The organism is Paenibacillus sp. FSL k6-2145 (assembly GCF_037976585.1).
Classification (GTDB): domain Bacteria; phylum Bacillota; class Bacilli; order Paenibacillales; family Paenibacillaceae; genus Paenibacillus.
Map to the genome: position 1 here is coordinate 6119286 of NZ_CP150267.1, position 25330 is coordinate 6144615.

General features: G+C 44.6%; 23 protein-coding genes and 1 riboswitch. Of the genes, 6 read left to right on the forward strand and 17 right to left on the reverse strand.

Translation table 11 applies throughout. The features are described from left to right. Positions 1–164: 164 nt before the first annotated feature. Together mobB and glp are read right to left on the reverse strand one after the other, a co-directional pair. Positions 165–698, reverse strand: coding sequence for a molybdopterin-guanine dinucleotide biosynthesis protein B (gene mobB, locus NZ043_RS26890; protein WP_339309706.1), 534 nt, complete (start codon positions 696–698; stop codon positions 165–167). A gap of 7 nt (positions 699–705) precedes the next feature. Then, on the reverse strand, positions 706–1974 hold the full coding sequence (glp, locus tag NZ043_RS26895; RefSeq protein WP_339312883.1) for a gephyrin-like molybdotransferase Glp: 1269 nt from the start codon (positions 1972–1974) through the stop codon (positions 706–708). 218 nt (positions 1975–2192) lie between these two features. Between glp and NZ043_RS26900 the strand changes: the two genes are divergently transcribed. Further along, positions 2193–2483: an HNH endonuclease gene (locus tag NZ043_RS26900; RefSeq protein WP_215077703.1), complete on the forward strand. Its 291-nt coding sequence runs from the start codon at positions 2193–2195 to the stop codon at positions 2481–2483. A gap of 112 nt (positions 2484–2595) precedes the next feature. Here the strand turns inward: NZ043_RS26900 and NZ043_RS26905 are convergent, their stop codons facing one another. The 5 genes from NZ043_RS26905 to NZ043_RS26925 form a co-directional block, all read right to left on the reverse strand. Beyond that, positions 2596–3333, reverse strand: a complete 738-nt coding sequence (locus NZ043_RS26905; RefSeq protein WP_091029419.1) for a DUF4247 domain-containing protein — start codon at positions 3331–3333, stop codon at positions 2596–2598. A 12-nt stretch (positions 3334–3345) separates the two neighbouring features. Next, positions 3346–3852 carry a DUF4178 domain-containing protein gene (locus NZ043_RS26910; RefSeq protein ID WP_076210134.1) on the reverse strand — a complete coding sequence of 169 codons (507 nt, stop codon included), beginning with the start codon at positions 3850–3852 and terminating at the stop codon, positions 3346–3348. A 23-nt stretch (positions 3853–3875) separates the two neighbouring features. Further along, positions 3876–4277 carry a DUF350 domain-containing protein gene (locus NZ043_RS26915; protein ID WP_036613690.1) on the reverse strand — a complete coding sequence of 134 codons (402 nt, stop codon included), beginning with the start codon at positions 4275–4277 and terminating at the stop codon, positions 3876–3878. Positions 4278–4372: 95 nt separating this feature from the next. Further along, on the reverse strand, positions 4373–5044 hold the full coding sequence (locus tag NZ043_RS26920; protein WP_076210133.1) for a PspA/IM30 family protein: 672 nt from the start codon (positions 5042–5044) through the stop codon (positions 4373–4375). Between the two features lie 111 nt (positions 5045–5155). Continuing rightward, positions 5156–5497, reverse strand: coding sequence for a hypothetical protein (locus tag NZ043_RS26925; RefSeq protein ID WP_133385176.1), 342 nt, complete (start codon positions 5495–5497; stop codon positions 5156–5158). 154 nt (positions 5498–5651) lie between these two features. Between NZ043_RS26925 and NZ043_RS26930 the strand changes: the two genes are divergently transcribed. Next, entirely contained in the window at positions 5652–6443 is a 792-nt protein-coding gene (locus tag NZ043_RS26930) for a polysaccharide deacetylase family protein (protein WP_339309707.1), read from the forward strand. Between the two features lie 105 nt (positions 6444–6548). On the opposite strand, the gene NZ043_RS26935 is transcribed toward NZ043_RS26930, so the two are convergent. The 3 genes from NZ043_RS26935 to NZ043_RS26945 form a co-directional block, all read right to left on the reverse strand. Beyond that, a complete protein-coding gene (locus tag NZ043_RS26935; RefSeq protein WP_091029414.1) occupies positions 6549–7220 on the reverse strand; it encodes a 3D domain-containing protein in 672 nt (223 codons plus the stop codon). A gap of 2 nt (positions 7221–7222) precedes the next feature. Further along, positions 7223–7419: riboswitch (cyclic di-AMP (ydaO/yuaA leader) on the reverse strand. A gap of 218 nt (positions 7420–7637) precedes the next feature. After that, the gene (locus tag NZ043_RS26940) at positions 7638–8360 is read right to left on the reverse strand and encodes an amino acid ABC transporter ATP-binding protein (RefSeq protein WP_017688094.1); all 723 of its coding nucleotides are present in this window, start codon (positions 8358–8360) and stop codon (positions 7638–7640) included. Then, complete coding sequence (locus tag NZ043_RS26945; RefSeq protein WP_133385178.1) at positions 8347–9810, reverse strand: ABC transporter substrate-binding protein/permease; 1464 nt, start codon at positions 9808–9810, stop codon at positions 8347–8349. Before NZ043_RS26945 ends, NZ043_RS26940 begins: the two co-directional genes overlap by 14 nt. A 183-nt stretch (positions 9811–9993) precedes the next feature. On the opposite strand from NZ043_RS26945, the gene NZ043_RS26950 reads away from it, so the two are divergent. Together NZ043_RS26950 and NZ043_RS26955 are read left to right on the forward strand one after the other, a co-directional pair. Beyond that, positions 9994–11169 carry a M20 family metallopeptidase gene (locus NZ043_RS26950; protein WP_133385179.1) on the forward strand — a complete coding sequence of 392 codons (1176 nt, stop codon included), beginning with the start codon at positions 9994–9996 and terminating at the stop codon, positions 11167–11169. Between the two features lie 419 nt (positions 11170–11588). Then, on the forward strand, positions 11589–13355 hold the full coding sequence (locus tag NZ043_RS26955; RefSeq protein ID WP_133385180.1) for an alpha-glycosidase: 1767 nt from the start codon (positions 11589–11591) through the stop codon (positions 13353–13355). A gap of 143 nt (positions 13356–13498) precedes the next feature. On the opposite strand, the gene glgA is transcribed toward NZ043_RS26955, so the two are convergent. Then, entirely contained in the window at positions 13499–14941 is a 1443-nt protein-coding gene (gene glgA, locus NZ043_RS26960; protein WP_133385181.1) for a glycogen synthase GlgA, read from the reverse strand. Then, entirely contained in the window at positions 14938–16944 is a 2007-nt protein-coding gene (glgB, locus tag NZ043_RS26965) for a 1,4-alpha-glucan branching protein GlgB (protein WP_091029402.1), read from the reverse strand. The genes glgA and glgB overlap by 4 nt, the downstream gene beginning before the upstream one ends. Positions 16945–17137: 193 nt before the next feature. Here glgB and NZ043_RS26970 point away from each other — a divergent pair, with 193 nt between their 5' ends. Further along, positions 17138–18364, forward strand: coding sequence for a glucose-1-phosphate adenylyltransferase (locus NZ043_RS26970; RefSeq protein WP_091029400.1), 1227 nt, complete (start codon positions 17138–17140; stop codon positions 18362–18364). Positions 18365–18479: 115 nt separating this feature from the next. Here the strand turns inward: NZ043_RS26970 and NZ043_RS26975 are convergent, their stop codons facing one another. From NZ043_RS26975 to NZ043_RS26995, 5 genes are all read right to left on the reverse strand, one after another. After that, the gene (locus tag NZ043_RS26975; protein WP_133385182.1) at positions 18480–19979 is read right to left on the reverse strand and encodes a HAMP domain-containing sensor histidine kinase; all 1500 of its coding nucleotides are present in this window, start codon (positions 19977–19979) and stop codon (positions 18480–18482) included. Beyond that, positions 19976–20674 (reverse strand): response regulator transcription factor, encoded by a 699-nt coding sequence (locus tag NZ043_RS26980; RefSeq protein ID WP_017688086.1) that lies wholly within the window; start codon positions 20672–20674, stop codon positions 19976–19978. The genes NZ043_RS26975 and NZ043_RS26980 overlap by 4 nt, the downstream gene beginning before the upstream one ends. Further along, positions 20667–21986 carry a hypothetical protein gene (locus tag NZ043_RS26985; RefSeq protein ID WP_289389504.1) on the reverse strand — a complete coding sequence of 440 codons (1320 nt, stop codon included), beginning with the start codon at positions 21984–21986 and terminating at the stop codon, positions 20667–20669. The genes NZ043_RS26980 and NZ043_RS26985 overlap by 8 nt, the downstream gene beginning before the upstream one ends. Before the next feature lie 22 nt (positions 21987–22008). Next, positions 22009–22734 (reverse strand): ATP-binding cassette domain-containing protein, encoded by a 726-nt coding sequence (locus NZ043_RS26990; RefSeq protein ID WP_036613671.1) that lies wholly within the window; start codon positions 22732–22734, stop codon positions 22009–22011. An 83-nt stretch (positions 22735–22817) separates the two neighbouring features. After that, positions 22818–24008 (reverse strand): MFS transporter, encoded by a 1191-nt coding sequence (locus tag NZ043_RS26995; protein ID WP_133385184.1) that lies wholly within the window; start codon positions 24006–24008, stop codon positions 22818–22820. Between the two features lie 386 nt (positions 24009–24394). On the opposite strand from NZ043_RS26995, the gene NZ043_RS27000 reads away from it, so the two are divergent. Then, positions 24395–25315, forward strand: a complete 921-nt coding sequence (locus tag NZ043_RS27000) for a helix-turn-helix domain-containing protein (RefSeq protein ID WP_091029390.1) — start codon at positions 24395–24397, stop codon at positions 25313–25315. Positions 25316–25330 lie beyond the last annotated feature (15 nt).

Sequence of the window (25330 nt, forward strand, 5' to 3'; positions counted from 1 at the left end):
ATTCAAGAAGAAGAGCATAAGTAGAAATGATTATAGTTTACATAATAAATATTACGTTATATTTAAAAAAGAATCAATCACGCTCTCTGTACATTCAATCATGTGAAGCCACCATAATATCCCACTTCTTGACGTTTCCACGATTCGAATTCACCATTCTGTCTTCACTTGCTCTCAACCATCTGTAACAACGCTTTGGCTATATCCTCCGTTTCATGAACCGAGTACCATGTTATATCTCTGCTTACGGTGCTCCGCTCTATAAACTGCTCTGAAGGTAACCATGAGATCATACCAACTACCCCTTTAAGCTGATCAACCAAGGTCAGATCTTCCTCTTCTCGAACCATCACGAATTTGGGATAAGAAGCATCCTTGAATCCTTCAATGACAATCCAATCATAACCGGACAGATGACTTAACATATCCTCCAGCTTGGTTGCCTGTCGCTCCATAATCGCAGTACGTTTCTCGGACATGACAACCACCGCCGAGGCCCCCGACTCCCCAAATTGATACGAATCCGTTCCTTCTTGATCCATCTCAAAATGATCATGTCCATCATGCTTAATCGCTGCTACTTTAAGTCCCATAGAAGAAAAGTGCCTAATCAGCGCGGCTGTCAGGGTTGTCTTGCCCGTGTTTTTGTATCCAACAATCTGTATGATATGTGGTTTTGTATCACTCATTGTAGTCATCTATCAACTACCTCACATGACCTGTGGGAAGTTTAATAATACGTACCTGCTCACCCGCAGGAATACCTTTTTTCTCAGGCGGGACAACAATCAGGCAATCACTGTCCTTAATGGTGATCATCACACTGGATTCATCTACACGGGCAGCAGCCGGTATCGCATACACCATTCCGTTGCGGATCTCTGTACGTCCACGTACGAACCGTGTAAAATTGTTCACTTTGGTGTACTCTTCTTCCAAGATCGCAGTCCATTCTTCCAAATAAGGATGAGCATCCGCCTGCATGGAACGAATGGTTGGACGAACAAACATACTAAAACCTACAAAACAAGCTCCCGGGTTACCCGAAAGTGCAAAAAGCAATTTATCTTTATATACAGCAGCTGTGGTCACACTGCCTGGTCGCATCGTCACTTTGTTAAACAACATCTCCACATGTTCTTCCAGCACAAGTTCGCCCATAATATCATAATCCCCGACGGATACACCGCCTGTGGTCACCACGATATCATTATCTTGAATGGCTTCTTCCAGTTTGGCCCTTGCCGTATTCACATCGTCCGCAATAGAACCGTACATCACAGGCTCTCCACCTGCTTCAACGACCAGAGAGCGCAGCATGTAACTGTTGCTGTTTCGAATCCGACCTGGTTGTAATGGCTCGTCAACATCAAGCAATTCCGTGCCGGTTGCGAATATCGCCACCTTTGGACGTTGAAATACGGGAACTTCTGCTATGCCAAAAGTAGCTAACACAGACTGCTCTCCTGCCCTGATGATCGTTCCTGCTTCGAGCAGTTGCTGTCCCTCTTGGACTTCCAGTCCAATTGGGGTGATGTTAGCACCCGACAATATGTGCCGTTTCAGTGCAATCCACTGTTCTCCGTTCTCTACCTTACTCTCGGTCATCTCCATCATGACTACCGCATCCGCACCTTCCGGAACCTGTGCACCCGTCATGATGCGAGCAGTTGTACCTGAAACAATGGTGTGATCCGAGGTGTAGCCACAAGGAATTTCATCAATTACACGAAACCAAACTTGATGATCACTCGATGCATCTATGGTATCTGTACTTATAATCGCGAATCCATCCATACCCGATCTCCGGAAGAATGGATACGGATGAGGTGCTTGAATCGTCTCTGCAAGTGTACGGCCATGAGCAGATTCAAGGTGAACTTTCTCTATGGAGCCTAAAGTAACTCTTGCAGCGATTTTGGCTTGGGCATCCGGCACCTGTACAGCTGTACGATTGAATTTGGCAGTTGTCATATCATGTGAATGTGAGTTCAGTTTCAAAAGTATTCTTACCTCCTAGAGACATTCATCTTTTAAGAAAGTGTAGCCCGAATACTGTAAGATAACAAGTACATCACGTATTGAATACTGTGACAAAATCTTATTTCATACAGGTGTAACATTCCTTCACCTATATTCAACATGAAAGGCATCTTGTCTGCCCATAATATTGACAAAGGGAGGCGATGATCATGAGTAAACGATGTGAATTATGCGGCAGAGAACCTGTAAACACGACCGTTCATCATCTGACACCGAAAGAAATGGGAGGAACATTTCTGCCAACAGCCAACCTGTGCATCCCCTGTCACAAACAGATTCATTCCCTATACACTAATCGCGACATTGTAACCCTTGGTCTCACGGACCTGCAGTCCTTGAGACAGGATGAACGAATGGTCCCCTTTATCCGCTGGATTCGCAAACAGCCTGCTTCAACGATTCCCCGTGTACGCAAGTCAAATCATGTTCGCAAATCGTAAACGAAAAAGAACAGCTCCAAGGTCATGTGCCGGCGAGGTGAATCCGCCTTCCCTTGTCACTGTTCTTAAATGAACTATGCGATTGGCAGCCATCCTTATGATTAGATGTTTATTATCTTCGCCTCTTAATTCGGCCGCCGCCCACTCTGGTTTTTGGTTTTTTGTAGGATTTCTTAGGTGAATCAAACAACCCGCCACTGCTCTTGTTACGATCAATGGTTCCCTTGCTCTGATCCTTGTTGCGGTTGAATAATCCTCCGCCAGATCCCACGCTTGAATCTTTATCGCTTCCGCGCCTTGTAATCGTACCTTTCCGATCAACAGTAATAGGTGGAGCAAGCTTCTTGTCATTACTTGTTGGTGCACGATAAGATCCTGCACTCGGTTTATACGTATCTTTATTGGTATATCCCCGATAGTTGCCATACCCTCGCCCGCCAAAAGAATCGAACAGATTACCAATTAATGTAGCGGTGAGGTAACCTTGTAAAAAAGATGAATCGTAGTTCTGCCGAACATATTCCTTGGAGTCCACCTCAACCAAGGTATCCTCCGGCTTATTCGGGTCTTGTTGCAGGTGATAATACTCGTCCTGATACACGAGGAACATACGCTCTGTGTTCTCTGCCGAGATCTGATCTGGTTGCCTTTGGTCAGACAATTCCTGAGCCACTTCCGGAACGGTACGGTCTGAAGCCCGGTACACATAGGACGTTGAGTTACCACTGCCGTTAACCGATTCAAGCGGATATGTGTCCTGAACAGAAGGTGCTCCGCACGCGGACAACAGAGACATCACAAGGCTGAGGACCAGCATTAATTTTAATCCATGTGCCAAGCGTTTTTTCATTGGGAACCTCTCCTAGCTCGAACGAATTACTTTGATATCCGCAGGAAGAATGGACTCACCCTCATACAGTGTAAATCTTCTGTCTTGCCACTCCACTCGAAGAAGCATATTATCATCCGACTGATACTGCCATACCAATTGTTCTCCAGCCTGGCCATATGGAGTTCTACCTGCCGTTGATACCATGCCTCCATACTCTTCCTCCAGATGAAATGCGCGTCCATCCAGGTCCAGCAATGTGGGCACCTCATCAGGTGCATCAAGCCTGCCATCAATTGGTGTATATAGAGCGTAACGTGTGAGTTCCCGTTCTTCGATATGCAAATATCGAAATGCGGTACCATCCTGCAGCGTGAGCACAACTGCATTTCTAGCGCGATTTTGTACCCGACCAACGACTTCATAAGTGACCAGAGAAACCTCACAGATATCACCAGGTGCAAGCTGAAGCATCGTTTTCTCTGCCTGCGGTGGTTCAGGTTTTGTTAGTATTCCTTTAATTCGTTTCCATACACTCATGAGAATTACTCCTGTTCCTTATCTTATAAACAAGCTGCAATAATCAGTGCGCCCACGATATGTAAAGCGCCAGAGAACAACCCGTATCCTGTCTTCCCTTGCTGAATTCCCGTATCCAGATCCAGATTGGCCCACTTGCGAATCATAAAGTGTACAACACTCTCCAGAATCAACAAAATGATAAAGGATACAACGGAGACCAACAATGCTTCTCCAAGATGACCAGCCGTAGAAATGGACGTAGCGAGTACATATCCTTGTGCAAATAATTTCATAACCATTCGTGTAGTAACGGCCATATTGCCCGCCTTAACTTCAGCAAAATCCTTATATTTCGTAAACAGTGAATCTACATACATCAAGACAAACAGCAAAACCGAACCAGATCCGGTCCAGACCAGCATCGCCAAAATATTCAAATCCATTTACACAGCCCCCACATATCAACATGAACCGCATTTAAAAGCGAAGGAGAAATACTCTTCTCCTCCGCTGGTTAACCCTGCTGACAACCAAGGTATTAGTTCTTATTATCGTACTGTTTCATCAATGCTGCGAGTTCGTCTTCAACAGCCTGATCTTTACCCAACTTCTCGAACTCTTCATCCAAAGACTTGCCTTTGGAAGACATTTCGTTACTTGCTTCCGCCTGTGCTTCCATCTGCATCATTTTCTCTTCCATACGCTTCATACCAGCACTTGCAGTATCAGAACCAAACCCATTCAACGCTTTGTTGATTTCCGTTTGGGCTTTTGCTGCATTGTAACGTGCTACCAGTGTTTCGCGTTTGTTCTTCATTTGAGTCAGTTGCTTACGCATCTCGTCGAGCTTGCCACGCAGGTTATCTGCAGAAGCCTTATTTTGGTCATAGCTAGTTTTGTACTCAGCCATCTTCTCTTCAGCAGCCTTTTTCTCTTCCAGGGCACGTCGAGCCAAATCCAGATTCTGAGCACGTGCCGCCGTATGCGCCTGCTCTTCACGTTTCTTCACAAGAGCTTCCTGCTCTTCGAACAACTGCTTGAATTTCTTCTCAATGGCGATCTGTTGAGCTACTGCTTTCTCCGCATCTTCCAGATCCTCTTGCATGTCACGGATATATTGGTCCGTCATCTTGATTGGATCTTCCGCCTTGTCAATTATGGCATTGATGTTAGACATGGTTAGATCACGCAAACGTTTGAAAATGGACATTATGTTATTCCTCCTAGTCGATATTACATCGTATATAAACATACATACGTAACAATCTACAACTCGTTTCAATTTTAGCAAATAAAATCAAAACATTCGATGGCTCTTATGTCAGGAAGTTCGTTTATCTTTGTTCAAATGATCCTCCATCAACCTCTCTGCAGTCTGCACGATTTCGTCGATCTGCATCCGCGTGATGGAATCAAAATGAATACCCATGATCACCGTAACGGTTACTTTCAGCTGCAGGGCAGCCTTTCGGGCAAGCCGCTCACACAGCTCTTGTTCCTTATGCCCAGGAATATGTACCGTCGTCCCGCTGACGCGCTCATGATCCACGTAGAACGTGGCTACGGCGCCAATATGCGCCTTTCCTCCGGTAACGAGAAAAACCTTATCCTCTCCTGCTTCAATCACCTGTAAACGTATGGATTTCAAATCATATGTACTCATATCCTATCCACCTATCCTTTTCTATATGTTATATATGGAGGAATTATGGCTGTCATAAGCTAAATCCGCAATGAAACTTCTCACACTACGCATATTTTATGAAACCCCCGGGCATACCAAGAAGAACGTCATTTTGGAAAAGGAGGCCGTTATTATGCGCGTACGCCTCATTATGCTGATGGTTATCGTTATTTTTCTCGGAGGATATCATGCTCCAGTTTCATCGCGGGATGTTTCAAGCCCGCCAAGTGAATCAGTATCAGGTTCGGATTCTGCGGAAGAAGAACAACTGACATTGGGACAGTTACGTCAAAAATATGCCGATACGTTCAAAACCAATGGTCCTTCAACAAAGAAGGTTGCACTGACTTTTGATGATGTACCTGATCCACGGTTTACTCCACCAGTGCTGGATGTATTGAAGAAATACAATGTCAGAGCTACATTCTTCATCGTGGGTAGTCGTGCTGAGAAACATCCGGATCTGGTGAAACGCATCGTTAAGGAAGGGCATATGGTTGGTAATCACAGCTACAATCATCCTGAATTCAGTAAGCTGTCGATGAATGCCTTTCGCAAACAAATTTTACATACCGGGGATATTATTCGACATTTAGCGGGATATACGCCCAAGATAATTCGGCCACCTTATGGAGACATTAATGAAGAACAGCTGCAATGGGCTGCTAGACAACACTATAGCATTGTAAACTGGAACGTTGACTCACTGGACTGGAAAGGCCTCTCCAAGGAAGAGGTGAAGGATAACATCCTATCTGCCGTGAAACCTGGCTCCATCGTTCTGCAACATGCAGGAGGCGGTGTGGGATCTAACCTGAACGGTACGATTGAGGCATTGCCTGAAATAATTGAAGAACTGCGTAACCGGGGGTATGAACTGGTCACCTTGGACGAGATGTTGGGATTGCCAAAGGCCAAAGATTAAGATGACTGCGATAGCAAATAAATGCAATATTAAAAGGGTGCTGTTCAATCGCAAATTAGCGACTGGCAGACACCCTGTTTGAATTTGTTAGATGTAATTTACTTTCTACTTAAGAATGTACAGCTCGATATCCTGAAATCCAAATGTGCTTACGGACTGTTTGCTACCCGGGATAAAGATATCAATCCGGTGACCCTTGATTGCACCGCCCACATCACGCGCTGTGGCTACAAAAGCCTGTTTTGGCAATCCTGGATGGCTATGACCAGTTACCAGTACTTTGGTTCCGAGTGGAATTACACTTGGATCAACTGCAATCGTACCCAGTTCAAGGTCATTTCCGAAATAATCGACTGCACCCCATCCTCCATTTTCAGACGGATCTGCAGAGTATGCCGTTGCTTTCACGTTCACAGCTTTGCTGTAATCAAATGTTTTACCCCAGGCTTGAACCACTTTGTTATCTGCGTTAACGTCCAAGCTTGCTGTGGTAACCGTTTTGGCTTGGGTCTTGCTCTCCGTCGCCGCGGCAGCTACATTGTTTGCCTTACCGGGAATCGTAATTTTCAAACCACCATAAATATTGTAAGGTGAAATGTCGTTATTTGCTTTAACCAACGTGTTCATTGCTACTCCATATTGTTTTGATAAGGTGTAGAAGGTATCCCCTTCTTTGGCCACATGAACTGAATCGGCGTGAGCCGGAACGGCTTGAATGAGCATTGCTGTTGTCAATAATGCTACTGCTGTTTTGGCTATACGTTTCTTGTTAATCATGGTCTTCCTCCCTCATTGTGCCTGCGAAGTTAGTTGTCGGATTCGGATGAGGAGCCCACCCTATAGGTTCTTCATTACATTTAAAACGTTATGTACCCCTAATTCACCCCAAGCAGTGTGCTGTAGATCTTCCCCCTGCACAATCTGCATCGTTACATCCCCCGCACTCCCTGTCCGGAAGTTTCGGCAGAGTTCAATATATCACAATTTTGTAACCTGAACTTGTAGTAATTCTTACCAAATGGTTTTTTAGCATGTAAGCATAATTAAGAATACTGGATACTTTAGAAAAGTTGGGAGATCCGATACTTTACATTTGGTAACAGAATAGTTACTTTTTCGAATTCATACGTGATTATTATCCATAAAAAATAGCGTTACCGACTCGAAGTCAGTAACGCTATTTGATCACTTCGTTTAGAGTACTTTCGCAAGAAAATCACGTGTACGTGAATTTTTTGGTGCTCCAAACACCTCATCAGGTGTTCCCTCTTCTACAATAACCCCGCCATCCATGAACAGGATCCGGTCTCCCACTTCACGTGCAAAACCCATCTCATGTGTTACGATGACCATCGTCATCCCGCCTTCTGCAAGACGTTTCATGACATCCAACACTTCACCGACCATCTCGGGGTCCAGTGCCGAAGTAGGCTCGTCAAACAGCATCACATGCGGCTGCATGGCCAATGCTCTAGCAATGGCGATCCGCTGCTTCTGTCCACCAGACAGCTGATTCGGGAATGTATCTTTTTTATCGTACAAGCCCACGGTGTTAAGCAGATCAGCAGCAATTTTCTCCGCTTCCTGAGTGGATTGTTTCTTCACTTTAATTGGAGCAATCGTGATGTTTTGCTGAACCGTTTTGTGTGGGAACAGGTTGAAATGCTGGAACACCATGCCCATTTTTTCCCGAGTTGCATTAATGTTGTGCTTCGGATCAGTGATTGACACGCCTTCAAAATCAATCTCACCCGAGGTAGGCTGTTCCAACAGGTTCAGACAACGTAAGAAAGTACTTTTACCTGAACCGGAAGGGCCGATGACTACGACAACCTCACCTTTGCCAATTGTCACGTTAATGCCTTTAAGCACATCGTTATTTCCATAAGATTTGTGTAATTGTCTAACGTCTATCACTTGCACTCAACTTCCTTTCCAGTCGTCCCAGCAGCTTGGACAAAATGAACGTTAATACAAAGTAGATGGCTGCTGCAATCAAAAATGGACTCAAGCCTTGATACGTAATGTTTTTGACCACACTTGCCTGATACATAATGTCCACCATACCGATAACGGAGATAATAGAGGATTCCTTGATGATGGTTATGAATTCATTACCGATTGCCGGTAATACAGCTTTGAAGGCCTGTGGCAATATGATATAACGCATCGCATCGCCTCTTCCCATACCTAGGGAACGAGCTGCCTCCAACTGACCACGATCTACACCTTGAATACCCGCACGGAAAATCTCTGCCAGATATGCACCACTATTGATTGAAAGTGTAATGATACCTGCCTGAAGTGCAGTAAAGTTAATGCCAAAGCTCAGGGAAAAACCATAGTAAATAATCATTAATTGTACCAGCATCGGTGTGCCACGAATCACTTCAACGTAAGCAGTACCAATCCAGCGCAAGATTGCAGCGTCATGCAAACGGAACAAACAGATGATTAATCCGATAATTACCCCGAAAATAACACCCAGTGCGGACAACAGAAGTGTGTATCCTACTCCTGTAGCATAGAAACTTTTGTACTCCCAGAATACTTGGAAAATATTTTGTGATTTGTTCGCTTTATCCGCCATCAAGAGGCTGGCGTCAGTCACCATCTGATTGATTTTATCTTCACTTTTCAATCGCTCCAGTGTTCCATTTACTGCAGCTAGCAGCTCGGTATTACCTTTGCGAATCCCGATTGCCGCTTCTGCTTGCTCTTCGTCCGGAACAGCAGCAGCAAGTCCAATGATATCGTCCAGATAACCTGCAGCAACGGTATCTTCAACGATTGCCGCGTCAATGCGTTTTGTTTGCAGTTGAAGCACGATATCCGAGATTTTATCTAGCGCAGTAAGCTTCGCTCCTGGAATACTCTGTCCGATCGTTTCCTGAATGGAGCCTTTCTGAACGCCAATCTTCGCATTTTCAAGTTCTGCCATAGTTGGATATTTGTCTTTATCCACATTGCGAACCATAATCACTTGTTTTGATTTATAATAGGTGTCGGAAAAATCGATACTTTTCTTCCGCTCATCCGTCGGCGTCATACCTGAAATCACCAGATCAACACGCCCGCTCTGCAACGAAGGCAGAAGACCGTCAAAGCCCATATCCTCAATCACAAGCTCAGCGCCAAGATCTTTGGCAATCTCTTTGGCGATCTCAATATCGAAGCCGACGATTTCATCTTTGCCATTAATCACTTTATGGAATTCATATGGTGCAAAATCGGCACTTGTACCGAGCACCAGCTTTTTACTGCTTGAATTATCTGTAGTTCCACTTGCAAATGCCACAGGAACGGCAGTCGTCAGCAGAATAACAAAGGTCAACAGTATCATGGTGTAACGACTTATTAATTTCAACCTTGTTCTCTCCCCTTACAATACTTTGTATGCTTCTCATGTTGATGACTGAGTCATTATAAAGTACAATGCATGATTATGCAATGCATTTTGACATTACAAATCTTGACTTGTTTCTGAAAAATTGAAGCAAACATGATATAATCAATGAATTATTTTCATTTTTGCATAAGGAGTTTACTAATGACATCTAACAAATCACAGATACTGACGGTTATTGATCAATATGCTTCCCGTTTTAAAGCCATTTCATCATATATCGGTGCCAATCCCGAACTGGGAAATGAAGAGTTCCTTGCTTCTGCTCGTCTAAAAGAAGAACTGGTCTATCACGGTTTCACTGTAGAGGCTCCAATCCTTGGACTGGAGACAGCCTTTATCGGAACCTATTCAGCCGCCAAACCCGGCCCTACCATTGCGTTATTGTGTGAATATGACGCCTTGCCGGAGATCGGTCACGCTTGTGGTCACCATCTGATCTGTATGATGAGTCTTGGAGCTGCTGTTGGGCTGAAATCCATTCTGGACGAAGTAGGTGGAACGATTAAAGTATTTGGTACACCCGCAGAAGAGACACGTGGTGCCAAAGTTCCGATGGCGGAAGCAGGCTTGTTCGATGACTGTGATGTTGCCCTTATGGCGCATCCGTATTATGCCTACGAAAAGTCAGGCAGCTCGCTGGCGATTGACGCTGTGCAATTTGAATTCCATGGCCGATCTTCACATGCTGCTGCAAGTCCGCACGAAGGTATTAATGCACTTGATGCCGTCATTCAAACGTTCAACGGAATCAATGCATTCCGGCAACAAGTGAAAAGCACCGTTCGGATTCATGGTGTGATCAACAACGGAGGTCAGGCAGCAAACATCATTCCTGACTATGCTTCTGCGCAGTTTTATGTACGTGCAGCAACTCGCAAAGAACTGAATATCCTCACAGAACGTGTAATTCAGATTGCTGAAGGATCTGCTCTCCAGACAGGTTGCAAGCTGGTGACATCCAACTATGAAACGTCCTATGACGAGATGGTTACCAATGAAGCATTCTCAGCTGCGTTTAGTCAAAATCTCATGGAACTCGGCATCCCGCAAGAAGAGATTGTAAGTGGTAATGATCATGGCTCCATGGACATCGGTAATGTTTCCCTGAAATGTCCTGCAATCCATCCGTACATCCGTGTTGTGGATGAGGTTCATACCCTGCACTCCATAGCCTTCCGTGACCTTGCACTTCAGGAGCGCGCGCTGGATGGCATGATTCTGGGAGCCAAGGCACTTGCTACAACAGCCTATGACGTACTGAGCCAGCCAGAGCTGCTTCAAACCATCCGTACAGAGTTCGAGCAATCTATTCGCTAAGATTCACTTTCAACATGTTATATAGGGTGCCTTGAACAAACTTGAAATCCAAGCTTGTTCAAGGCACCCTTTTCTTGATTTATCTGTAAGTATATTCAGCAAGAAGCTGGAGATGCTGTGAAAGAAACCTTTGAAAACGATGAAAATAATACATTTTATTACAGTAAATGTGATTCATTTGCTGGCTAACTTGGTTAATTATAACTATAAGTGCGTGTTCAAAAGAGCGGTTTTCAGTACCGAGAAGATGGGATGAAGCTAGAAATGGAGTAGCGGAGCGTAGGCAAAACTACGTGAGCAACGGACATTTCGGCTGAATTCCATATTCGATGCCAATGATGCCGATAGGCATCACTTGTAATCAGAAGCGGGCTTTTGAACAACCTCTATAACTTATCCTATATTCAGGAGGTGCTGTCATGCTGCTCGAAGCCATGTATCATGTTCCTCGTGACAAGTGGGCTTATGCCTATAATTCGTCTACCATACATCTGCGCGTACGAACCAAACGTAATGATGTGCAATACGTGACTGCACTAACCGGAGATAAGTACGATTGGAATGGAACGTACAAGGAAATTCAATTGGAGAAGTCTGCTTCGGATAACATGTTTGATTATTGGGAGGCTGCCGTCAAGCCACAATTCAAACGTCTCACCTATATATTTCGGATAACTGCCGGTTCAGAAGATGTTTTTCTAGCGGATAATGGAATTCATTATGAGACCCCCTATCCAACTGGAGGATATTATGAGTTCTCGTATATACATGAAATTGATGTGTTTAAGGTGCCCGAGTGGGCCAAAGAAGCCGTCTTTTATCAGATCATGACTGAACGGTTTGCTAATGGAGATCCCAAGCTGAATCCAAAAGAAACGCATGACTGGGGTGGCAAACCTGAGTTGGACAATTATTTTGGTGGAGATCTGCAAGGTGTGCTGGATCATCTGTATGACCTAACTGAACTTGGCGTGAACGCCATTTACTTTACCCCGTTATTCCAGGCCAATTCCTACCACAAATACGACACGATTGACTATAAAAAAGTCGACCCCCATTTCGGTGATAATGCCCTGCTCAAACAATTGACAGAAGAATGTCATCGCCTAGGTATACGTGTCATGCTTGACGCAGTGTTTAACCATTGCAGCGAAGACTTCCCTCCTTTTCAAGACGTTCTCCAGAATGGAAAAAACTCTAAGTATGCCGATTGGTTCCACATCAATGAATATCCGATTCAAATCAAGGATGGTATACCAACCTACGATACATTTGGGTTCTACGGCAACATGCCCAAGTTCAATACAGCCAACCCTGAGGTTAAGGCATATCTACTTGATGTAGCAGAGTACTGGATTAAGGAAATCAAGTTGGATGGCTGGCGTCTGGATGTAGCAAATGAGGTGGACAACCATTTCTGGCGTGATTTTCGCAAGGTTGTTAAGGCAGCGAATCCTGAAGCCTATATTGTTGGTGAAGTATGGAGCGACTCCTTGACCTGGCTTATGGGAGATCAATTCGATTCGGTCATGAATTATCCATTTGCTGACAAAGTGCTTCAGTTCTTCTGCGGTTCAATGGATGGTTATCATTTTGCCAACGAGATGGGTTCACTGATTATGCGCTATCCGCAACAGACCAACGAAGTGATCTTTAATATGCTCTGCAGCCACGATACCCCACGACTGCTAACCCGGTTAGGAGAAGACAAACGCCGTTTAAAATTGTCTGTTGTATTTCTTTTCACCTATATCGGTACACCTTGTATCTTCTACGGCGATGAGGTGGGAATTAGTGGTGATGCTGATCCGGATTGTCGAAAATGTATGGAATGGGACCCGGCCAAGCAAGACAGAGAATTGTATGATTTCTATCGTCTGATGATCGATTTACGCAAAAGCAATGAAGCCCTGCGCAAAGGACGCTTCCGATTTCTCAAGGCTGATCACAATGATCCCTGTATCGTGTACGAGCGTGTGGATGACAACCTTCATTTTACCGTATGGATGAACAATACACCTCAAGATCAAACGCTTTCTCATCCTATGGAAACAAAAGACTGGAAGGATGCATTAACTGAAGAGCCTGTGTTTCCAACCGATGGAATGATGAATATTAAGCTTGACCCCTATGGGTACCGCATTTTGTACAGACAGCTTGATCCGACAACCATCCAACACTACTGAGGTTTAAATTCTGAACAGTCATATAAAAGAAAAGAAAAACACTTCCACCGTCACAGATGATACTTCATTCTGAACTTTGGAAGTTTTTTTATTTGATTAAAAAAAAGCCACAGCAGGAATGCTGTGACTCATTCAGGATTGCATCAGTTTACAGGGTCAAGTGTGATCCGACGATAAATGTCCATATATTCTTCAGCTGAGACGTTCCAACTGTATTCTCCGCCCATTGCATTTTTCACAATTTTCTTCCAGTGTTCTGGCTGTTTGTAGATCTCCTCAGCACGCCGAATGGTATTCATCATGTCATGTGCATTAAAACTCGTGAATGAGAAGCCATTCCCCTCTCCAGTAAACTCATTGTATGCATGCACAGTATCGTTCAGACCGCCTGTTTCCCTTACGAGAGGCACACTACCGTACCGCAGAGCCAGTAGCTGACTAATACCACATGGTTCGAACCTCGATGGCATCAGGAAGATATCACTGCCAGCATAGAAACGTCGGGATAACCCATCGTTAAACGTGATCTGGGCAGACATTTTGAGCGGATAACGATTAGCGGCTTCACGGAACCAGTGTTCATACATAGGCTCTCCTGTTCCCAGTACCGCGAATTGAATGTCATCATAGTACAGCAATTCATCCAGGATACGGCAGACCAGATCAAGCCCCTTAGAATCCACGAGCCTTGTCACCATCACCATAAGTGGTACATCAGGACGAACAGGAAGTCCAAGTTCCTTTTGCAGCTCAATTTTGTTCTCCGTTTTCTTGGACAGACTTGTTCTGTATTTCACTGGAATTTTGGTGTCCGTTGCCGGGTTGTAACTCTTGGTATCAATTCCGTTCACAATCCCGCTGAAACGATCTCCAAGTGAACTGAGCAGTCCGTCCAGGCCGTATCCATAATAAGACGTTTGCACTTCCTGTGCGTATGTTGGGCTTACGGTTGTCACATGGTCAGCATACACAATTCCTGCTTTCAAGAAATTGACATTACCATAATATTCGGCTCCATCCACGGTGAAATATCGATCGTCCAGCTCAAGGATTTCACTGAATAACTCATGCGGGAATACCCCTTGGTACAACAAGTTATGTATGGTGAATACCGTACGAATATCACTGTAGAATGAATCATGTCTGTAATGGGCTTCAAGCACCAAAGGAATCATTCCTGCATGCCAGTCATGACTGTGCAGCACGTCAGGTTTGAACTCAATTTGTGGCAACACTTCGAGAACCGCACGGTTGAAGAAGGCGAAACGCTCGCCATCATCCATATAACCGTACACTCCATCACGCCCAAAATAATACTCATTATCCACAAAATATACTGGAATCCCATCATGAATTAGCATTTCTATTCCACAATAGGGTCTGCGCCAGCCAAGAGGCACATCCGTTGTAATTACGGGCTGTAACGCGTCTTTATACTCATCGGGAATCCCCTTGTACTTAGGCATAATCACCCGCACATCTGCCCCGCTCTTCTTCAATGCAAACGGGAGAGCACCGATTACGTCAGCAAGGCCTCCTGTTTTGATAAATGGATGTACTTCAGCAGCAGCAAATAGAATATTCATGCCTTTGTCCTCCTCTTCGGTTTGAGCGTGTTGCTTTCATTTTTATTCTTCGTTTTTGAACTGACGGAAGTGATACTCGCAGGTGATTCATCCGTTTTCCGACGCGTATTCTTTTTTAGAATCACGATGCTCAGCGGAGGCAATACCAATTCGAGACTATGCGGATGCCCATGAAAAGGAATCTTTTCGGTAGGCAGTTGCATATCATTAGTAATGCCTGAACCGCCGTAAACGGAATGGTCACTGTTCAGTACTTCGGTATACATACCGGGACGCATGACACCAATCCGGTAACGCTCCCGCTTGACCGGCTGAAAGTTAATGAGCACAAGGAGTGTATCCGCAGGTTTTTTTCCTTTGCGTACGTATGAAATGACACTCTGGTCCTGATCATCCGGAGTGATCCATTCGTAACCGTCCAAGGAATGATCAAGCTCCCACAAAGCTTTTTCACTCAAGTACAGGTTAGACAGCTCACGCTCAAACTTATGCAAATTGCGGTGACTGTCATAATCCAGCAAGAACCAATCCAGTTGATCCTCATCTTTCCATTCGATGAACTGGCCAAATTCTCCACCCATAAACAACAGCTTTTTCCCTGGGAAAGTCATAAAATAGCCCAGAAAAGCACGCATGCCGGCAAATTTCTGCTCATAGGTTCCTGGCATCTTGTCGAGGAGCGACTTTTTGCCATGAACAACCTCGTCATGTGACAGAGGTAGCACATAATTTTCAGCAAAGGAGTATACGACCGGGAAAGTCAGCAAATGATGTTTGGAAGGACGCTCATGAAAATCAGATTCCATGTAATCAAGCGTATCGTTCATCCAGCCCATGTTCCATTTGTAGTTGAAACCCAGACCACCTTCATCTACAGGTAAAGTCACCATTGGCCATGCACTAGATTCTTCAGCCATCATCAATGCATAAGGGAAATACTTGAACACCGTTTCATTCAGCTGCTGCAAAAAGGCTACAGCTTCCTTGTTCTCAAGACCGCCTTCATCATTGGTACGATATTGTCCTGGCTGCTTCTCAAAATCAAGCCGAAGCATACTCGTAACCGCATCAACACGGAGTCCGTCAAAATGATACATCTCCATCCAATATAATGCATTGGAGATCAGAAATGAACGAATCTCAGGTTTCGAGTAGTCAAAGCTGAGTGTACCCCAACCCGGCTTCTCTGCTAACATCGGATCTGCATACTCATACAAAGGCGTACCATCAAACATACGCAACCCATGAGCGTCTTTGGCAAAATGTGCAGGAACCCAATCCAGCAATACGCCAATCCCAGCCTGATGTAGTGTATCCACTAGATACATCAGATCTTTTGGATGCCCATAACGACTGGTAGGCGCATAAAACCCTGTGTTTTGGTAGCCCCACGAAAGGTCATATGGGTGCTCACTAAGGGGCATCATTTCAACATGTGTATATTTCATTTCTAATAAGTAAGGAACAAGCAAATCAGCCATCTCGCGATAACTATAGAGGCTTCCGTCTTCTTTGCGCTTCCAGGTTCCCATGTGCATTTCGTAAATATGTAGAGGTTTGTTATACATGGCACGTTGTTTGCGTCTCCAGGCTCCATCATTCCATTTGTACCCTTCGATTGAACTGGTGACAGAGGCTGTCTGTGGTCGAACCTCTGCTTGAAACGCATATGGGTCCGCTTTGAGCAATTCTGTTCCATCTTCCGTTAATATACGGAACTTGTATAAAGTTCCTTCGCTGATTTCCGGAAAAAAACGACTCCAAAATCCTGATTCGGGTATCTTATATAAAGGTTCCTTTTCGCCTTTCCATTCATTGCGGTCCAGAGCCAGTCCCACTTCTACGGCATTTGGTGCCCACACGGTAAAGCGATACCCCTGAAGGCCATCGCAAGTCTCAGGCTGCGCGCCCAACATTCGATAACTGTGATGAAGGTTACCTTCATGAAATAAATAAATATGCTCCGGCAATATATCCGGGTGTGCTAACGGTTGAATGGCCAAGAGATCACCTTCTTCTCAAGAAAATAGATATAACAGTAACCATTACCCCATTCTAGCCAAGTTGAAAAGAAAAATGCGGTGAATTAGAAAATGTTGTACATTTTCAGAATTTTTACAGTAACAATCGTTTCATTTGCTCTACTTTGCGTTAATGATGTACTACAATGCACAATATTTTGGGAGGGAAACGATTATGTTTAATAAAGATTGCATCGCTATGCTGTTGGCGGGAGGAGAAGGGAAGCGATTAGCCCCTTTAACCTCAAGTATCGCAAAACCCGCTGTACCGTTTGGCGGGCACTACCGGATCATCGATTTTCCTCTCAGTAACTGCGTAAACTCAGGGATCGATACTGTAGGAGTATTGACGCAGTACCAAGCGGAATCGTTACACGATCATATCGGTGGAGGAGAACCATGGGGACATGGCAACTCAAGTGAGGCAGGAATCTCCTTGCTTCCATCTTATCATACAGGAAATGACGAATACTTGGGAACGGCGGATGCTATTTATAAAAATATCGACTATATTGACCAACAAAACCCCGAAAATGTTCTAATTTTGTCGGGTGACCATATTTATCATATGAATTATCGTGATATGTTGGAGGCTCATCAGGCTAATAACGCCGCAGCAACGATTTCAGTTATGGAAGTTCCATGGGATGAAGCACATCGCTTTGGGATTATGGCTGCTGATGCGGATTTGCGTGTAACCGAGTTTGCCGAGAAACCGGCTGAACCAAAAAGTAATCTGGCTTCAATGGGCATCTACATGTTCAAATGGGATTATCTGAAACGCCATCTCTTGGAAGATGCCGCTAACCCTGAATCCAGCCATGACTTCGGTAAAGATGTTATTCCTCAAATGTTGAACGAAAATAATCCCCTCTTTGTCTATAACTTTAATGGTTATTGGAAAGACGTAGGTACGGTTAAGAGCCTTTGGGATGCACATATGGATCTGTTACACAACGAGGAAGACTGGAGTCTGCAAAAAGAAAACTGGCCGATGTTTACTCGCGACTGGCGCTCCAAGCCAAGTGCTTACAAAGCAAGACATACAAAGATCGAACATGTTACTTCCATGATTCACGACTCTTGTGCAATCGAAGGTCGTTCAGAACGTTCCGTTATCTTCTGCGGGGCAGAAGTAGGCAAAGGCTCTGAGGTTAAAGACAGTGTTGTTATGCCTAACGCACGCATAGGCCGTGGGGTTCACATCGAACGCGCCATCATTGGTGAAGGTGCAATAATCAAGGACGGTGCAATCGTTAAAGGTACGGCGGATGAAATTGTGGTCGTTGGACCTAACGAGATCATCTCTGCTAAACCGGCTGTCCGTACGCAACCTGTTCGTATGTTGAAAGAAGTATATGAAAAAAGTGGGCGCCTGCGCACTGGTGAACTTTCTTCATAATAATATGCAAAAAAGGTGAGCCTTGGATGGCTCACCTTTTTTTTGTGTTGATATGGATGTTATAAAGCGTACATGCTCGATCGTCAGGTAGAAAAGTCTCTTATCTTTTAAAATCTTAAGACTTTTCTATATCCGATTTTGTATCACTTGCTGTTCGCTCATCTGTGAATTCAGCATCATTAGACGCGGTTTCAGATTCTTCTGTACCCATCTCCTCAGACACAGCCGGTAATGTAACCGTAACGGTTGTACCAGATCCAAGTTCACTCTGCATCGTGATCGTCCCCTCGTGCAGTTCTACCAGTTCTTGCGTAATCGCAAGACCCAATCCGGTTCCCCCATTTTGATGATTTACCTGGAAGAAACGGTCCCGTACTTTGATAAGGTGTTCTTCACTAATTCCGATACCGGTGTCCTGAACTGCTGCAATGATCTGACCATTCTCCTCTTTGATAGACAAGAAGATCCAGGAATTCTCATGTGAAAATTTGATCGCATTATCAACAATGTTTAAGAAGACTTGTTTCAATCTGTTGCCGTCTCCATGGACATTATAAGCACGAGTTTCGTCCGTTTCCAACTTGAGATGGACCTGTTTTTGTTCCGCTTTGGCCCAGACATTCAACATCGTTTCCTGTACAATTTCACGAATGTTGACCGTTCCTTTGACCAGCTTCATCTGATTCTGCTGCAATTTGGAGAAATCCAGCATCTCTTCAACAAGTCCAATCAGTCGTTCGGTCTCCTTAGAAATGATGCCCATCCCGATACGGGTTTCTTCCGGATCATAACCACCTGAGTCCAGTGTCTCGCTCCAGCCCTTAATGCTGGTCAGAGGTGTTCTTAATTCATGGGAGATCGAAGAGATAAAATCATCTTTGATCTGATTACTGCGCACAATCTCATGTGCCATGAAGTTAAGTGTTGATGCCAATTCACCCAGTTCGTGCTTATAATTCCCCTTAACCCTGACATCCAGCCGTCCTCTGGCCATTTGGGCAGATACTGCGGTGATGTTGTTGATTGGACGTACAATGGAATTTGCCATACCAATGCTGATGATCAACACTATAGCAAGCACGCCAACACCGACCGCAGCGGCGAGTAGTCCCATATTCAACAGCTTTGAATTCACATCTTCGAGTGAAGTCAGATAACGAATAACATAAGTATTTTCGCCGCCCAGATCAAACTTGTGTGAAACGGCCATGACGGATTCTCCAGTACCTGGTTGTCTTCCAATCCAGCGTCCCATATCCCCATTCAGAGCCTGCATAATATCACTGGTTTGCAGCACAGCACGGTCGGATTCAAAAGCAGTTGAACTCGCCAATACGCGCCCGTTCAGATCCAAAATTTCCAATTCAGTGTTGGATAAGGCCAAATTCACAATCAATCTGGACAGATTATTGCCATCCTCCGTAGTATTCTCACGAGCGATCGGCTCGAAAAAGTCCTTTGAATTAGAAATGTGGGTACTAATCGTATTGTAGATACTTTCATAATAATACCTTTGAACTGCCAACATAAATACGAATTCGACCAACAGCAGAGCGAGAAAAACCACAAAGAAATAATGTAGTACGATCTGCCGAGTAATGCCTTTTTTAATCATTGCTCCCGGCCCTTCCATTTGTACCCGTGACCCCATACTGTCTGCAGGTATTCGGGCTCGGAAGGATTGTTCTCAATTTTTTGACGCAGACGACGAATGTTGACATCCACAATTTTTGGATCACCCATGTACTCTTTTCCCCATACATGATCTAACAACACATCGCGGCTGAGCGGTGTATTTTCTTTTTCCAGGAAAAACTGAATCAAGGAAAACTCCGTTGGAGTCAATTCAATGGCTTCATTCTGTTTCTTGAATTGCTTCGAGATCAGATCCAGTGAAAATGGCCCAGACTGGAACGTAACCTTTGCCGCGGTTTCCCGATGCACGTTCACACGGCGTAATAAAGACTGAATACGCGCAATCAACTCTGTAGGGCTGAAAGGCTTGCTTACATGATCATCTGCACCAACGGAAAGTGCATACACTTTGTCCTGTTCCTGCACTTTTGCGGTTAAAAAGATGATACCCAAGCGTTCATTGGTCTCACGGATCCGTCGACACACCTCGAATCCATCAATACCAGGTACCATGACATCCAGCAGAGCCAGATCAATATCCGGTACCGTTTGCAGTATGCGAAGCGCTTCATGACCGTCACCCGCTTCAAGCACTTCGAATCCGTTTCTCTTTAAATTAATCACTATAAAACTGCGGATGGATTCTTCATCCTCAAGAATAAGTACTTTACTCATTAAGTTCTCCCTTTCTATTCAGCTGGGAAGTATTGCTCAGTGCATCTTTACCCGCCTCTGATTGTGCTACTCGTGAAGCAATAACCCGATCTTTGGTACGCGTAATTTCCTTCCAGCTTTTACCCTTCTCCTGTTCCCACTTGGAAAGGGTGAAATATTTGATCTCTGCCACGGTTTCGTCCGTATCAATCATTTTAAATCGAATATATTTTTCCTTTTCCGATTTGGTGTCAATAGTGATCTTACCGTACCACTCTGGTTTGAGATTTAGATGAAATAAATCAGCATCATCCCGGAATTGGAATGAGACAAATTTCTTGCTGTCTTTTCCATCCCACTGATAATATGTGTAGAACCACAACCGAGAGTCAAATACGTAATGCTCCCAGCCTTTCGGAGTCTCTTTAAGTCCAAACTCAATAATACCATCATTATCAACATCACCGCTTAAAATTTTGTCATCTCTATACGTTTGATCCGGTGATTTGAAAGCATTGACTAACTTGTTATCTTTAACATACATAATTTGCGAGAAGGAACTCCGATCATCCAGCTCGGCATCCAGTACAATGCCCATCTGTCCTTCCGCGATCTCTCCGCCCAGAGCATTATAAACTTCTTTAACGGTATAATCGGTCTGCACCCGATCAACTTCCTTGAAGCTGCCATCTTCATACTGGTATAACGCAATCGTTGCAAAACCGCTGTTGTTCAGCGAAATGATAACAAAATCACTTTTACCATCTCCGCTCAAATCCAGCGTGTTCCCCTGCGCATCATCAATGATATATTGATTATACGGAACTCCACCCAAGACCTGCTCCAGTGCCCCGCCCTTGTAGGAATATGCAGTTAGGGCCTTCTGCTCCTGCAGACTTACACCAAGAATAATATCCGGATTTCCGTCATTCGTAATATCCAATACTTTAAAGGATTGCAGCTCATTTCCCGGCACATCAAATGTAAGCTTTTTAACCCATGTGCCTCCCTGCTCTTCCAAAATCATGCCATGGATTCGCACATTCTCATTTGGTGTCTCATAAAAAACAATCGCTTCCCGAGTTCCATCCCCGTTCAGGTCTTCCACCCGAATCATGCTGGTATTATTCATATCCTTGGGACGAATCAATGTACTCTCTGGCGGCAGTTTAACCTGAACCACGTTGTACAGTTTCTCCTTATCGGTGGACATCATTGGTTTTCTCATCAAACCCTTGGGGTCACTTATGACTGTACATCCGCTTAGAACAGAACCAAGCATAATTGCCATAGTTCCTGCTGCTACAAAGCGTCCCCACCGTGAATTAAACAATCTCATCACTCTTTTCAATAGTTTAAATCTGGTTTTTTTCTTGCTGTGTCAGTCTTCGTCCACGAATATCAAAAGCAATCTTGCCTTCTGCCAATCCCCAGATCCGTGTGGCATGTTTCTCAGCAAGTTCAATAGGCAGTACTGCAATGACTGTTGCACGTTCTTCTTCACATAATTTGCGCAGCGTTTCCAGCACCGAATCTGCTGTGTGAGGGTCAAGACCAATCACTGGTTCATCGGCCAAAACAACTTTGGCACCATGAGCAAGTGCTCTTGCAATGGCAACACGCTGCTTCTCGCCACCACTGAGCTTCTCTGCTATTTGATGTGCTTTATCAAGTAATCCCAATCCTTCGAGATAATCCATAGCACCCATATAATCATCGGAACGTACCATACCGGTTACCATTCTCCATACGGGAGTCTGACCCGATCGTCCGATTAATACATTTTTAAGAGCCGTACGTCTGGGAAATAATTCTGGATTCTGTTCCAAGTAAGCCCATTCCCGTTTAATTTTCCGTTTTCCGGACCAGCCTTCTTTCAAAATCTCGGCGCCATCCACCGTAAACCGACCGGAATCCCATTTCTCCATCATAGCCAGACATTTGAGCAGCATGCTTTTTCCGCTACCACTTGAACCAACTACAGCTATCATCTCACCTTGTTGCATATCAAATCGAATATCCCGTAGAACGGGAACGCGGTCCACGCCAACGGATTTACTCAAGTTCTCTACTCTGATCATCGCGATGTCTCCTCTTGTCCATGTTTTTCCCTACCACTAGTGTACTCGGAAATGGACATCAATTTCCATGCGAACACCAGCTTCTATTTTAACACAGATTCGAACTCAGGTTTACGACGAAATAATATACCTGCCAAGCCGAAAATAAGGTACATGATTCCGAGCAAGGTGAACATGCTTCCGGGTGAAATCCAATTGATCATCTGACCTCCCAGATTCGGTCCAATAATACTTCCAATCGTGAAATGAAAGGATGCCACAACATTGGCTGCAGGCAGCAACACTTTAGGCAAAATATCTGCGGCATAGGCAAGGCCCAATGAGAAAAAGGAGCCGACCAGGCCACCAGCGATTGTTAACAATACAAGCGTCCACCAGAAATGCGTACCTGCGACTGGAACCAGCATGAAGATGATTCCCCCGCTGGTGCCCGCAGACATCAATATCTTTTTACGCCCGTATCGGTCACTCAACATCCCCAGAGGCAATTGAAGGAACAAACCTCCAATCCCGATAAAGGGAAGCAACGACGAAATCTGATCGGTGTCGAACCCAATACGTAGGCCATACACGGGGAAGTTACTATTCATACCGGCCTCCATATATCCGTACAAAAGAGCAGGTAACAGTGCGTACCAAGCCCATGCCAGACTACGACGGAAGCGCCGTTCAGGGAGCTGGCCATGCTCTGCTTTTTCCGGCTTCGTATTCGGAAGCTTCATTAATACCAGTATAAGTACTGCTGCCATACATACGAACAATACCCAGAAAGGGACAGCATCACCGAAGCCAAGCAGCTTGATTCCTAGTGGACCAATGCTGAATCCCAGACCGTAGGACATGCCATATAACGATATGTAGCGACCACGTTTTTCAGGTGCCGTAACAAGCAGCACCCAGAGCTGAGCCGCATAATGCAGTGCGCTGTCTCCTATTCCAACGATCAGGCGCAATATGAACCATATTTTAATATCTGGTAAATACGGAAATAGTATTAAAGGGACCATGACCAATATGAGGCCACCAACAATCAGTTTTTTGAAGCCGAGTGCTCCTAATAGTCGTTCCGCAACTAGAGTCATGGCAAAAGAGCCAATGTACAATGCAGCAGCGTTTAATCCGTTTAAACCTGGTGAAACTCCTTTTTGCTCCAAAAAAATCGAAAGCACAGGCAGCAAAAGCCCCTGACTAATTCCAGCTACCACAATTACCGTAATCAAAATCAGATAATTGGCTGTCGAGTGTGATAGTTTGGGGCGAGTAATCGATGACACGAATTCATTCCTCCTGCGAACACACAAAGAAAAATCGCCATCGCTGACGACTTTTGTATGGTATACATATGGTTTTAAACTGCTATTCTTGAATCAGGGCTTTGCCCCGGACTTGAACATTATAGTGGACAACGCCCTGCAAAACAAGCCATAATAGAGGTTGTTCAAAAAGTTCACTTTTGATTACGAATCATGCCTAGTGGCATCATCAGCTTCGAAGATGAAATTCAGCCGAAATGTCCGTTGCTCACGTAGTTTTCCTACGCTACTCCATTTCTATCTTCATTCCATCTTCTTGGTACTGAAAACCAGACTTTTTGAACACGCACTAATCGTACTTAAGTCGCTGCGTACATTTAGATGTGACGGGAGGATTCTGCAACATTATGGCTTATCATGTGAAAATTGATGTTTCACCGATATATGAAATGCTTAACAGCTTTTTGGTTTATGTCACGAAAAAATGGATTCAGCATCTGGATATTGGTCCTGAATGGATTCAGGAAGTGGAAGGCAAACTAAGTTCCAATGTACGAGCTGCGCTCGCACCTGCTGCCACTTGGCCATTTGATGATTTTGATGTCCTGTTTGCATGGGCTGCGTATCAAAATGATACGAAGGAAAATCGTGAATTTCTGGACATGCTTGCCGGAATGACAGCGGAAGACCTGTTTGCACGTGTGTCTCCTCTTCTGCCCGCTCTTACAATAGAAGAATCTACGCGCATTCGGAACAGTTATGTCCCATTATTGCGACTATGGGATGAACACTACTGTCAGAATATGAGCGAAGATCAGCGTGTGTGGCTGGAAGAAGATGCCGAAGAAAAACGCATTTTGCTTGATAAAATGGGCCCTGAACTGCTTATTGAATATGCTACGGCAGGAGTTCTTGTTGAACCAATGCCTGGATTGAATGAAGTTATCCTGTTTCCAACGGTGCACAATCGCCCTATTAATATGTACTGCTTCTATGAGGGGATGATGATTATGCAGTATCCCGTAGATGCACCTGAAGAGAACGAAGACCAGCCGCCAACATGCCTTTTACGTTTTACCCATGCATTGGCTGATCCCGAAAGACTTCGCCTGCTTCGTTACGTATCGGATGAACCCAAATCCCTCGCTGAGATGTGTGAAGAATTGGGTAAAGACGAAGACACGGTCAAAGACCAGGTTATGGCGCTACGCATCGCAGGTCTGCTACGGACCCATCTGCTCGGAAGTAACCGCAAAGAGAAATACAGTATTCGGCCGGATGGCGTATCTGAATTGAATATGTTTCTGGAATCCTACATTCGCATTTAATTTAGTTGAACCATT